The following is a 12,273-nucleotide window of genomic DNA, read 5'->3' on the forward strand; positions in this document are numbered from 1 at the left end:
AAGTCAACGTGCCCCTCACCCCTCGACACGAATCTACTCTTCCTTCACCTTCACCTTGGCCAGGTTGCCGACCAGGACGAGCGCATAGCGGTCCGGGTGGAGGTACTGTTTCGCGACGCGCAGGACATCCTCCTTCGTCACGCGCTCGATCAACGCGGGATAGTCCGTGAAGTAGTTCAGGCCCAGCCCGTAGAACTCGACCTGCCCCAGCACGTCGGCCAGCTTGGCCGTCGTGTCCAGCCGGAGGGGGAAGCTGCCGATCAGGTAGGCCTTGGCGTCGGCGAGCTCTTCGTCGGTCACGGGCCGCTCCTGCATGCCCTTGATCTCCGCGAGCACGCCGGCGATCGCCTGGTTGGCCATCTCGTTCCGTGTCTGCAGGCTGACCTGGAAGGCGCCCGGCATCAGGTTGGCGTCGAAGTGGCTGCTGACGCCGTAGGCCAGCCCCTGGTTGTCGCGGATCGAGTCCATGAGCCGGGAGGAGAAGCCGCCGCCGCCGAGGATGTAGTTCATCACGACGAGGGCGTAGTAGTCGGGGTTCCCGCGGCTGACGCCCAGGTGTCCGACCATGATCGTGGCCTGGGTCAGGTCTTTGGGGATCAGCTTGACGACCGGCTTGGCGAGGGGCGCCGGCTGTCCGACCCGGCCGTTCGGCGGCTCGGTCGCCGCCCAGGCGCCGAAGTGCTTCTCGACCAAGGCCCGTGCCCGGTCGGGCGACAGGTCGCCGACGATGGTGAGGATGGTCCGGTTCGGCACGTACTCGCGGGCGTAGAAGGCCTGGACGTCCGCGCGCGTGAGGGTCGGGACGGTCTGCTCCGTTCCGTTCACCGGCCAGCGGTAGGGATGGCCGTCGAAGACGAGCTGGTTGAAGGCCTTGGCCGCGACCGTGCCGGGGTCGTCCTGCTCGCTCAGGATCTCCCCGAGGATCTGGCTGCGCACCCGCTCCAGCTCCTGCTCGGGAAAGGTCGGGTGGAGCAGGATGTCCGCCAGCAGCTCGAAGCCGAGGTCCGTGTCCTTCGTGAGCACGCGCGCGGAGACGGTCGTGAAGTCCTCGCCGGCCCGGGCCGCGAGCGAGCCGCCGACGAACTCGATCTGCTCGGCGATCCGGTTGGCGGACCTGGTCGCCGTCCCCTCGTCCAGCAGGGAGGCGACGAGGTTGGCCAGGCCCGCCTTGCCCTCCGGGTCCCGGGCGGAGCCGGTCTTGACCAGGGCCTGGACCTGGACGATCGGCAGCGAATGCTGCTCCAGGACGAGGACCGTGAGCCCGTTGGGGGCGACGAACCGGACCGGGGCGAGCTCGGCCGCGCCGGCCGGCAAGCCCGCGACGAGCAGGACCGGCAGCGCCACGACGGCGGCGACGGCGAGGCCCCGGCTCACTGGTTCACCCCCGGTCCCGGCGCGCCGGCGTCCGCGGCCTGCCGGGGCGGCGGCGCGGGAATCAGGAGGCCCACGGTGCGCCGGTCCTCGCTGAAATACTTGCGGGCGACCCGCTGCACGTCCGCGGCGGTCACCGTGCGCAGCCGGCCGACGAATTCCCGGACATCGCGCCAGCCGGCGCCGACCGTCTCGGCCTGGCCGAGCAGCATCGCCTGCCGGAAATTGGAATCCTGCCCGAAGATGTAGGCGGCCTCCACCTGGTTCTTGGCCCGCTGCAGCTCCACGTCGCTCGGGGGCTCGGCCTGCAGGCGCTCGATCTCCCGGTGCAGCGCGCGCTCCGCCGCCTCCAGTTTCTCGCCCGGCTTGAGCACGAGGTAGCAGTAGAACAGCTCCGGGTCGGCCTGCAGCCGGCTGTACTCGGCCCCGGCCGCCAGCGCGATCTTCTGCTCGTAGACCAGGCTCCGGTACAACCTGGCGCTCTTCCCGCCGGCGAGGATGGACTCCAGCACCGTCAGCGGATAGGAGTCCTCGCTCGTGTAGTTCGGCACCCGGTAGCCCGCCATGATGAAGGGCACCTGGGCCTCGCGCTTCACGACGACCCGGCGCTCGCCGATCTGCTCCGGCTCGACGACGGTCGGAGCCGGCGGCACGGGCTTCTTGGGGATCGGCTCGAAGAGCTGCCTGATCGTCGGCAGCAGCGCCTCCGCCTTGATGTCCCCCACGACGACGAGCGTCGCGTTGTTCGGGACGTAGTAGGTGTCGTAGTGGCGCTTGAGGTCCTCGCGCGTCATCGCATCGAGGTCGGGGAACCAGCCGATGATCGGCCAGTGGTAGGGGTGCATGAGGAAGGCCTGGGCGAAGAGGGTCTCGACGAGAAAGGCCTGCGGGTCGTCCTCCGACCGCAGCCGGCGCTCCTCCTTGACCACCTCGCGCTCCAGTTGGAATTCATGCTCGTCGAGGAGCAGGCCGTTCAGGCGGTCGGCCTCCATCTCCAGCGCGAGCCGCACGCGGTCCGCGGCGAGGTTCTCGAAGTAGGCCGTGGCGTCCTGGCTCGTGAAGGCGTTGTCGTTGCCGCCGTTCTTGCGGATCGTGCGCGAGAAGACGCCCTTGGGGTAGCGCGCGGTGCCCTTGAACATCATGTGCTCGAGCATGTGGGACAGGCCCGCGCGCCCGAGCACCTCGTTCCGGGAGCCGACCTTGAACCAGACCTGGACGGTGGCGACCGGCGCCTTCGGCTCCTCGACGAGGAGGACCTTCATCCCGTTGGCGAGGACGTACTCATGGACCTCGCCCGCCCGAGCCGCGTCGGGCACGCTCGTCAGCCAGATCGTGAGGAGGATCGGGACGACTCGGCGGATCATCATGGATGGACGCTACGGCCGCGGGCTGATCGGTGAACCCCGTTCCGAGCGTGGCGCATGCTAGCAACCGGCTTCGGCCGGTGTCAAGGCGCGGCGGCGGGCCGGCACGAGCAGCGGCGGCTCGCCGAGCTGCCCGCAGGCGCCCAGCACGTCGCGGCCCTTGCTCTTGCGGATGAGGGCGTCGAGGCCGGCCCGCCGCAGCACGGCCTGGAAGCGCAGGACGGCCGTATCCTCCGGCCGCCGGTAGGGGCTCCCCTCGAAGGGGTTAAACGGAATCAGGTTCACCTTGCAGCGGAGGCCGGCGAGGAGGCGCGCGAGCCGCTTAGCGTCCGCCTCGCCGTCGTTCTCGCCCGCGAGCAGGACATATTCGAAGGTCAGCTTCTGCCGGGGCGGGAGCGGGTAGGCGCGGCAGGCGTCGAGCAGCGCCTTCAAGGGATAGCGGCGGTTGACCGCGGGCATGAGGCGATCGCGCTGGGCGTCGGTCGTCGCGTTCAAGGACACGGCGAGGTTGACCCCGAGCGCCGCCACGTGCTGCAGGCGCGAGGCGAGGCCGGCGGTGGACAGCGTGATCCGCCGCGGGGGGATGCCGACGCCCCAAGCGGCGTCGGTCAGCCGCGCGATCGCGGCGGAGACCTCCGCCAGGTTGGCGAGCGGCTCGCCCATGCCCATGAGGACGAGGTTCGTCAGCCGCTCGCCCGGCTCCAGCCGGTCCTGGACGCTCAAGACCTGGTCCACGATCTCGTGGGCCTTGAGGTTGCGCTTCAGGCCCATCGTGCCGGTCAGGCAGAAGCCGCAGTCCAGCGTGCAGCCGACCTGGGTCGAGAGGCAGAGGGTGAGGCGATCCCCGTCCGGGATCAGGACGCTCTCGACCCGGAGGCCGTCCTCCAGGCGGAAGAGCAATTTCCTCGTGCCGTCCGCCGAGCGGAGGACCTGGCCCTCGTCGAACCGGCCGATGCGGGCTGCGGCGGCGAGGCGGTCCCGGTCGGCTTTGGGAATGTCGGTCATCCGGCCGATGTCGCGGACCCGCTTCTGATAGAGCCAGCGGAGGAGTTGCTTCGCCCGATACCGGGGCCAGCCCAGGTCGGCCGCGAGCCGCTCGACCGCCTGCCGGTCGAGGCTCAGGAGGTTGACGGGGGACGGGGCGGAGGGGGCAGCGGCGCGCGTGACCATGGGCCAGGCTAACACGGGGGAAAGGACGGAACAAGGCGGAGGTCGGCCGGCCCCCGTTAGTGTGGCGTCCCACAAATTCGCGGCATCGTCATGCCGGCGGACAGTGTGCCCCGGACATGTTCAATCCGGGGCCGGCATCAAGACTCGGGCCCCCTTCCTGGATTCCGGCTCGCGGCCGCTCGGCGGCCTTGGCCAAAATGACGCACTGATTGACGGGACGCAACACGAGGACCTCCTATGCTCTGGCTCGTCCAGCATGTCGAGCAGGTGCCCCGGGCGCATCGCTTACGCGCTCCGCTCTGATTCCGGCCCGGCCCGGCGCCCTCCCTCGCCACCCGCTACAGTCATTTACCAGGCTCAGGGCGGGCCCTGCGAAGGAGGCGCAAGGCACGGCTCCGAGGCAGGTCAACGGCGCTTCGTCAAGCACCCGCAGGGAAACCGACGCCTGTCTTCTCGCCGGTTGATCGACCAGCCGGACGATGCCGACGTGCGGAAGACCGCACGCCAGCATTCCCAGGATATGCTCGACGGCAAGCCTGCGCCCCCGGAGGATGGGTTTTCCCCCGAAAATCTTCGGGTTGAGGGTGATGTGCTGCAAGAGGGCCTGTTCGTTCATGGCGTCCCTCCGTTTTCTCGGCGCACATGGTATGTCGGGGAGGCACACCGGCAAGCGGCGTGTCGGCCGCCAGGAAGGGCGAATAGCCGCTGAACTCGCGCTGCGGGCCCCCTGAACCCGCATGGACCCCCTTCCGCGCGCTCTGCTATACTTTGTCGGTGTTTCCCCCGGATCGCCTTCCATCCCTCGTGGGCCTCTCCGCCTGCCGGCTGGCGGCGGCGCTCCTGCTCCTCGTCCTGATCCCGCTGTCCTCCGCTTCCTCCGCGCCGACCGAGTCTCCGGCCGACACCGCCTGCGACACGGCGGAGGCCTGCTACCGTGCGGCGCTGGCGGCGCGGCCCGCCGGGCGCCTGCGCGGTGACCAGCTCCAGGCCCAGGTGGAGCGGCTCCGGCTGGTCCAGGAGCGGCATCCGGGATCGGTGTGGGCGCGTCGCGCGGGACTGCTCCGCGGGGTGCTGCTGCTGCAATCCCAGCCGGCCGAGGCGATCGAGTTTCTCCGGCCGGCGCGCCGGGATTTCCCGGTTCTTGACGATTATCTGCGGCTCTGGATGGGCGAGGCGCTGCTCAACGAGGGCGAGCCGGCTCGCGCGGCCGGCTGGCTGGAGTCCATCCAGGAGGCGGTGCCGGACACCCTGTTGGAGGCGCGGCTCTCGTTGAGGGCGGGCGAAGCCTGGGCGCGCCAGGATCAGTGCGGCCGCGCGGCGGAGTGGCTCGCGCGGGCGGTGGCCGTCGGGCCGCAGGAACCGACCACGCCGGCCGCGATCCTACTGCTGGCGGACTGTCAGGCGAAGCTGGGGAAGTCGTCCGAGGCGGTCGCGTCGCTCCGGCAGCTCTGGGTGCGGTATCCCCAGACGGCGGAGGCGCGGGAGGCCGAGCTGCGCCTGCGCCGGAGCGGCGGCAACGGCGTCGCCTGGCAGCCGGCGCCGGAGGACCGGTACGAGCGGGCCCAGGTCTTCGCGGGGCTGGCGCTCCACGCGGAGGCGGTGGAGGAGTTCCACCTGTTCCTCGCCGCCGCGCCGGGCCACCCGCAACGGGACGCGGCGCGACTGCGGCTCGGTACCTCCCTGGCCCGGTTGAAGCGCTACGACCAGGCCAAGCCGGTGTTCCAGGAGCTGGCCGTCTCGCCGGGCACGGGCCAGGGCGAGGCCGTCGTCTGGCTGGCGCGGATTTATCTGCGGCAGCAGGAGGGCGACCGGCTCCTCGCGCTCCGGCAGGGCCTCGCCAAGCACCAGTTGACGACCGAGCAGAAGGCGTCCGTGCTGATGATCGTCGGAGCCTGGTACGAGGACCAGGGGCAGGACGAGCCGGCCCTGGCCCAGTACCAAGAGGCGGTCCAGGTGGGCGGAGGCCAGCGGGCGGAGGCCCTGTGGCGGATCGGCTGGATTCACTACAAGAACGGGCGGTACCGACAGGCTGCCGAGACCTTCGAGAGGCTGGCGGCCGGCAAGGACGAGGGCGTGCCGGCGCCCCAGGCGCTCTACTGGACCGCGCGGGCCCTGGAACGGATGAGCGACGGCGGTGCGGCCGAGCGGTACCGCCAGCTCTGTCGGCAGGCGCCCTACACCTATTATTGCCAGCAGGCCCAAGCTCGGGGCGGGATGCCGATACCGGTGTCGGCGCCGGCGGAAGTGCCGCCGGCCGCCCCGGCGCCGGGGGGGGACGAGGCGATCGTGGCCGACGTCCATTACCGGCGGGCGGTGGAGCTCCAGCACCTGGGCCTCGACGCGGAAGCGGGCCGCGAACTGGCCGCGGTCCTCGATCGGTTCGCGGGCAACCGGCGTCTGCTCCTCTCGCTCGCCGCCCGGCTCAGTGAGGCGGGCGCGCACAGCCAGGCCCTCCGGATCGCGCGGCTCTACTTCCGCGACCCCATCGAGCGGGGCGGCGACGGCCTTCCGCCGTCGCTCTGGCGCGTCGCCTACCCGAGCGGGCACCTGCCCCTGATCCGGACGCACGCGGGCGACCGGGTGGACCCCTTCCTCGTGGCGGCGCTGATCCGCGAGGAAAGCCAGTACGACGCCCGCGCGGTCTCCCGCGTGGGCGCGATCGGCTTGATGCAGCTCATGCCGCAGACGGCGCAGACCGTCTCCAAGCAGCTCGGCGGCGCCGACGTGGTCCGCGAGGACCTCTTCGACGAGGCGACGAACGTCCGGCTGGGCGTCGCCTACCTCGGGAACCTGCTGCGCCAGTACGACGGGAACGTGGTCTATGCGGTCGCCGCGTACAACGCGGGCCCGGCGGCCGTGTCCTCCTGGATCGCCAAAGCCGGCGGTCGGGAGGCGGACGAGTTCGTCGAGCTGATCCCCTTCCAGGAAACCCGCCAGTATGTCAAGCGCGTCGTGCGGAGCTGGCGCGAGTACCAGCGCCTCGGGCGCGCCGCCTGCGCCGCCGGAACGTCGCTTGACAAGGTCTGCTGAACTTCCTATAACCCACGCCGACGGGCCGCGTGAGGGGTGCGTGGCCGGCGGGGAAGCGCCGGCCGATCGCCCGGCGAAGGGAGAGGCATGCCGTTGGACACCATGGAGGCGCTGGAGAAGCGGGTCCGCGGGCTGATCGAGTTGATCCAGGACCTCAGACGGTCGAACGAGAAGCTGCAGAAGGAGCTGCGGGCCGCGCACGAGCGGCTGCACCGGCAGGAAGAGGCGAACCACCGCTGGGAGGAAGAGCGGACGGACATCAAGAAGCGGATCGAAAAGGTCCTGCGCGAACTGGACACGCTGGACGGGGCGGAGGAGGCCAGGGAGGTGGCGCTTGACTAGGCCCGTCGAGGTCGAGATTTTCGGACAGCGGTACACGGTCAAGGGCGAGGGCGACGCGGCCTACATCAAGAAGCTCGCCGCCTACGTGGATGAGCAGATGCAGCGGGTGTCCAAGGGGATGAAGAACTCCACGCCGGCCAAGCTGGCCGTCCTGGCCGCCTTCAACATCGCCCATGAGTTCTTCCAGGCCGAGGCGCGTCTGCGCGAGGAGGAGGCCGATATCGAGCACCGCGCCGCCTCGCTCCTGGCCTCGATCGAGCAGCAGCTCTCGGGCGCGCGGCATCGGTGAAGGAGCGGCTTGCAATGCCCCGGACCATCTGGTACCGTACGACCATCCCACCCGGTTGGGTGGGGACGTAGACGAGGTTGTGCGAGATTCGGCGTCGGGTGCGGAGAGACGGCACAGGGCGATATCCACAGGTCGGCAACGTTCCTGAACGTGAACCTATGCTGCGGTTTCTAAGCCGGTTGCGGCATGTCTGCAGAGCATTCGTCGGGGTCGTGGTGCGGGCCGCGCGCCTGTGCGTCCCGGCCTCCCGTCACAGGCCATCCATCCCAAGGACGTGTCCATCCTGGTCGAGCCCGGGGCCTCTCTCCCTGCGGATCGGATCCGAGGGGGTGAGGGGCGGCTTGGCCCCCGTCCTGGCCAGGGGGCGACCTCGGCTCGCTCTGCGGTCTCGCGTCGGGTAACGGGCTTCCAGCCTCGCGGCGCTCCGTCCGTCCTCTCCCCTCCCCGATCGGGGCCTTCCCCGAAGGCGGGTCCTCTCCTCACCCGTCGCCCTCTGGCCGCCGTCGCCTGAACGGAACCGACCGTTCCAGGCCGAAATGGGGGTGGAGACCATTGTGACGAGCATCCTGACATATGTGGGCGTCGCGATCCTCGGCGGCGCGGTGAGCGTGGGCTTGTACCTGGCTCTCTGGCGGAAATCGTTGCTGGCCAGCCGGCAGCGGGCGGAGGAGCAGAGCCGCCAGATCACGCAGGGCGCCGAGCGCGAGGCGGACACGGTCATCAAGGAGGCCCGGCTTGAGGCCAAGGACCTGCTGTTCCAGGCCAGGGCCGAGCTGGAGCGGGAGCAGAGGGAGAAGCAGGCCGAGATCGGGACCCAGGAGAAGCGGCTGCTCCAGCGCGAGGAGGCGCTGGAGCGGAAGGCCGGCGCGGTCGAGAAGCGCGAGGCGGAGGCTCAGAAGCGCGACCAGGCGCTGGCCCGGCGCGAGGAGGCGCTGGCGGCGCGGGAAGCCGCCTGCGAGCAGCTCGTGCGGGAGCACCGGCAGGCCCTCGAGCGGGTGGCCGGGATGACCGTGGAGGAGGCCAAGCGGCAGCTCCTGGCCGAGATCGAGAGCGAGGCCCGGCTCGAGGCCGCCGGCGTGGCCAAGCGCATCATCGACGAGGCCAGGGAGAACGCGGAGCGGGAGGCGCGGGAGATCATCGCCCGGTCCATCCAGCGGGTCACGCGGGACTACGTGTCGGAGGCCACGATCTCCGTCGTGCCGATCCCGAACGACGCGATGAAGGGCCGGATCATCGGCCGCGAGGGGCGGAACATCCGGGCGATCGAGGCGGCGACGGGGATCGACCTGATCATCGACGAGACGCCGGAGGCGGTGATCATCTCCGGGTTCGACCCCCTGCGGCGCGAGATCGCCAAGATCTCGCTCGAGCGGCTCATGCAGGACGGCCGCATCCACCCGACGCGGATCGAGGAGATCGTCGAGAAGGTCAAGGCCGAGCTCGACAAGCTGATGGTCGAGGAGGCGGAGAAGGTCATCTACGAGGTCGGGTTGGCGGACTTCCACCCCGAGATCGTCCGGATCCTGGGTCGGCTCAAGTACCGGACCAGCTACGGCCAGAACAACCTCTACCACGCCCGGGAGGCGGCCTACATCTGCGGGACCATGGCGGCGGAGCTGGGGCTGGACGTCAAGCTGGCCAAGCGCGGCGCGTTGCTGCATGACATCGGCAAGGCGGTGAGCCAGGAGGAGGAGGGGCCGCATGCGATGCTCGGCGCGGACCTCGCCAAGCGGTACGGCGAGTCGCCGAAGGTCGTCAACGCGATCGCGGCGCACCACGAGCAGGTGGAGCCCATCTGTCCGGAGAGCGTGCTGGTCGCGGCGGCCGAGGCCCTGTCGGCCGCCCGCCCCGGCGCGCGGCGGGAGGCGCTGGAGTCCTACGTCAAGCGTCTGGAGAAGCTGGAGTCCCTCGCCACGGCCTTCAAGGGCGTGCAGAAGGCCTACGCGATCCAGGCCGGGCGGGAGATCCGGGTGATCGTGCGCCACGACGAGGTCAGCGACGCGGAGTCCTCGCTGCTGTCACGGGAGCTGGCCCGCAAGATCGAGCAGGAGCTGACCTATCCGGGCCAGATCAAGGTGACGGTGATCCGCGAGAGCCGCTTCGTGGACGTGGCGAAATGACCCGTGAAGCGTGAGGCGTCGGGGATGGTAGGCCCACGATGAAAGTCCTGTTCATCGGCGACATCATGGGTGAGCCGGGGCGGCGGGCCATCGCGCGGACCCTGCACCGCGTCGTGGGGCAGCACGGGGTGGACCTCGTCATCGGCAACGGTGAGAACGTCGCCGGCGGGTTCGGGATCACGCCCGAGCTCGCGCAGGAGCTGTTCGACCTGGGCCTGGCCGTGGTCACGACCGGCAACCATGCCTGGGACAAGAAGGAGATCCTGCCCTACATCGCGCGGGAGCCGCGGCTGCTCCGTCCCGCCAACTACCCGGAGGGCGTCCCCGGCGCGGGCAGCCTCGTCGTGGAGACGGCGGGCGGCGAGCGGGTTGCCGTCCTGCAGCTCATGGGCCGGGCCTTCATGCCGACGCTGGACTGTCCCTTCCAGACCGCCCGCCGGGAGGTAGCGCGGCTGCGGCGGGATACCCGGGCGATCATCGTGGACATGCACGCCGAGACGACCAGCGAGAAGATGGCGATGGGCCACTTCCTCGACGGCGAGGTCTCCGCCGTGGTGGGCACGCACACCCACGTCCAGACGGCCGACGAGCAGATCCTGCCCAAGGGAACGGCCTACCTCACCGACATCGGGATGACGGGGCCGATCCATTCCGTGATCGGGATCAAGAAGGAATTGGCGATCGAGAAGTTCCTGACCCAGATGCCCCGCCGCTTCGAGGTGGCCGCCGGGCCCGCGCTGTTCTGCGCGGCGCTGGTGGAAGTGGACGCGGCGCTGGGCAAGGCGGTGAGCATCCAGCGCCTGCGGATTCCCGAGTGACCGGCGGCCGGACGCCCGCGCCGGTCCGTCCCGCGGTCTGAGTCGAGGTCAGGGGGCGCATGCCCGTCGGCCCGAACGCCAGACGCCTCCTCACCGTGAGCGAGCTCACGGCTCTGGTCCGCGAGCGGCTCGAGGCGGAATTTCCGGACTTCTGGCTCGAGGGCGAGCTGTCCAACCTCCGCGCCCCCGGCTCGGGGCATCTCTACTTCACCCTGAAAGATCGGTCGGCCCAGGTCCGGGCGGTGCTCTTCCGCGGCGTCGGTCAGCGCCTGCGGTTCGTGCTCAAGGAGGGGCTGCAGGTGATCGTCCGCGGCCGGCTCGGCGTCTACGAGCCGCGCGGCGAGTATCAGGTGATCGTCGAGCACCTGGAGCCCAAGGGCGTCGGGGCCCTCCAGCTCGCCTTCGAGCAGCTCAAGGAACGGCTGGCCGAAGAGGGGCTGTTCGATCAGGCGCGCAAGCGGCCGCTCCCGTTCCTCCCGCGCCGGGTCGGGCTGGTGACCTCGCCGTCGGGAGCGGCGATCCGCGACATGCTGACCGTGCTCACGCGGCGCTGTCCGATCCTCGGCGTCATCATCGCGCCCGTGCCCGTGCAGGGGGAGGGAGCGGCGCCGCAGATCGCCGAGGCCATACGGGCGCTGGGCGCCTCCGGGGAGGTGGACGTGCTCATCGTCGGCCGCGGCGGCGGCTCGCTGGAGGACCTGTGGTGCTTCAACGAGGAGGTCGTCGTGCGGGCGATCGCGGCGTCGCCGGTGCCCGTCGTCTCCGCCGTGGGCCACGAGATCGATTACACGCTGGCGGACTTCGCGGCCGACTACCGGGCGCCGACGCCCTCCGCCGCGGCCGAGGCCGTGGCGCCGGTCCTCGACGACCTCCTGCGGCAGGTCCGGGACCTGGCCGGGCGGGCCGCGCGGGCGCTCACGAACCACCTGGTGCTGCTCCGTCACCGGGTGGCCGACGCCGAGCGGGTCGGCTCGGCCCTGCGGTCACGGGTCCAGCGGGAGGCCCAGCGGCTCGACGACGCGACGGCCGGGCTCGCCGCGGCGGTGGACGCGGCCCTGCGGGCCGCGCGGGCGCGGCTGGTGGATGGCCAGCACGGGCTCGAGGTCCGGAGCCCGCTGGCCCGCGTCCGCCGTGCGCTCGGCGTCCTGCCCCAGCTCGGCAAGCGTGCGGAGCAGGCGTTGCTCGCCGCCCTGACCTTGAAGCGGCAGGCGGCGCGGTCCCTGGCGGCCGGCCTGGACAGCCTGAGTCCCTTGGCCGTGCTCGGCCGGGGGTACGCTCTGGTCCAACGGGCCGCCGACGGGCGAATTGTGCGGGATGCCCGCCAGGTTTCGACCGGCGAGGCGCTCCTGGTGCGGCTGGCCCGCGGCCGTCTCGGGTGCGAAGTCCGTGAGACGGTGCCCGACCCGGAATAGCTTGACCGTCCCGTTCGCCGGCGGGCTATAATACGCGCCGAGTGTTCGGCGAGCGGGCGTGACGACCAGGGAGGACGCGGTGGCGGCTCTGAAGTTCGAGGATGCGATGGCTCGTCTCGAGACGATCGTGGGGGAGCTGGAGCGCGGGGACCTGCCGCTGGACGAGTCCCTCAAGATCTTCGAGGAGGGCATCAAGCTGTCGAAGACCTGCCTTAAGATGCTCGACGACGCCGAGCGCAAGGTGGAGATCCTGATCCAGGACAAGGACGGGAAGCGGCGGCTCCGCGCCTACAGTCTGGAAGACCGCATGGCGGAGGAACCGTCGGACTCCGACTAGCGGCCGGCGCGGCCGTTCCC

General features: G+C 70.7%; 11 protein-coding genes. 7 read left to right on the forward strand and 4 right to left on the reverse strand.

The features are described from left to right. Positions 1-33: 33 nt before the first annotated feature. The 4 genes from AC1U7O_RS06795 to AC1U7O_RS06810 form a co-directional block, all read right to left on the reverse strand. Positions 34-1,374, reverse strand: a complete 1,341-nt coding sequence (locus AC1U7O_RS06795; RefSeq protein ID WP_479893950.1) for a M16 family metallopeptidase — start codon at positions 1,372-1,374, stop codon at positions 34-36. Beyond that, positions 1,371-2,738 carry a M16 family metallopeptidase gene (locus AC1U7O_RS06800; RefSeq protein WP_479893951.1) on the reverse strand — a complete coding sequence of 456 codons (1,368 nt, stop codon included), beginning with the start codon at positions 2,736-2,738 and terminating at the stop codon, positions 1,371-1,373. Before AC1U7O_RS06800 ends, AC1U7O_RS06795 begins: the two co-directional genes overlap by 4 nt. A 57-nt stretch (positions 2,739-2,795) precedes the next feature. Next, positions 2,796-3,905 (reverse strand): dual-specificity RNA methyltransferase RlmN, encoded by a 1,110-nt coding sequence (rlmN, locus tag AC1U7O_RS06805; RefSeq protein WP_479893952.1) that lies wholly within the window; start codon positions 3,903-3,905, stop codon positions 2,796-2,798. A gap of 235 nt (positions 3,906-4,140) precedes the next feature. Beyond that, positions 4,141-4,521, reverse strand: a complete 381-nt coding sequence (locus AC1U7O_RS06810) for a DUF433 domain-containing protein (protein ID WP_479893953.1) — start codon at positions 4,519-4,521, stop codon at positions 4,141-4,143. 188 nt (positions 4,522-4,709) lie between these two features. On the opposite strand from AC1U7O_RS06810, the gene AC1U7O_RS06815 reads away from it, so the two are divergent. The 7 genes from AC1U7O_RS06815 to xseB all read left to right on the forward strand — a co-directional run bounded on the left by AC1U7O_RS06815 (position 4,710) and on the right by xseB (position 12,253). Further along, a complete protein-coding gene (locus AC1U7O_RS06815; RefSeq protein WP_479893954.1) occupies positions 4,710-6,935 on the forward strand; it encodes a lytic transglycosylase domain-containing protein in 2,226 nt (741 codons plus the stop codon). A gap of 87 nt (positions 6,936-7,022) precedes the next feature. After that, entirely contained in the window at positions 7,023-7,277 is a 255-nt protein-coding gene (gene zapB / locus AC1U7O_RS06820) for a cell division protein ZapB (RefSeq protein ID WP_479893956.1), read from the forward strand. Next, complete coding sequence (locus tag AC1U7O_RS06825) at positions 7,270-7,566, forward strand: cell division protein ZapA (RefSeq protein WP_479893957.1); 297 nt, start codon at positions 7,270-7,272, stop codon at positions 7,564-7,566. The genes zapB and AC1U7O_RS06825 overlap by 8 nt, the downstream gene beginning before the upstream one ends. 536 nt (positions 7,567-8,102) lie before the next feature. Then, complete coding sequence (gene rny, locus AC1U7O_RS06830; RefSeq protein WP_479893958.1) at positions 8,103-9,686, forward strand: ribonuclease Y; 1,584 nt, start codon at positions 8,103-8,105, stop codon at positions 9,684-9,686. Positions 9,687-9,724: 38 nt separating this feature from the next. Beyond that, complete coding sequence (locus AC1U7O_RS06835) at positions 9,725-10,504, forward strand: TIGR00282 family metallophosphoesterase (protein ID WP_479893959.1); 780 nt, start codon at positions 9,725-9,727, stop codon at positions 10,502-10,504. Between the two features lie 59 nt (positions 10,505-10,563). Beyond that, complete coding sequence (gene xseA, locus AC1U7O_RS06840) at positions 10,564-11,916, forward strand: exodeoxyribonuclease VII large subunit (RefSeq protein ID WP_479893960.1); 1,353 nt, start codon at positions 10,564-10,566, stop codon at positions 11,914-11,916. A 58-nt stretch (positions 11,917-11,974) separates the two neighbouring features. Further along, positions 11,975-12,253 (forward strand): exodeoxyribonuclease VII small subunit, encoded by a 279-nt coding sequence (gene xseB / locus AC1U7O_RS06845; RefSeq protein WP_479893962.1) that lies wholly within the window; start codon positions 11,975-11,977, stop codon positions 12,251-12,253. Positions 12,254-12,273: the final 20 nt, after the last annotated feature.

It is taken from the genome of Candidatus Nitrospira neuquenensis (assembly GCF_979578155.1).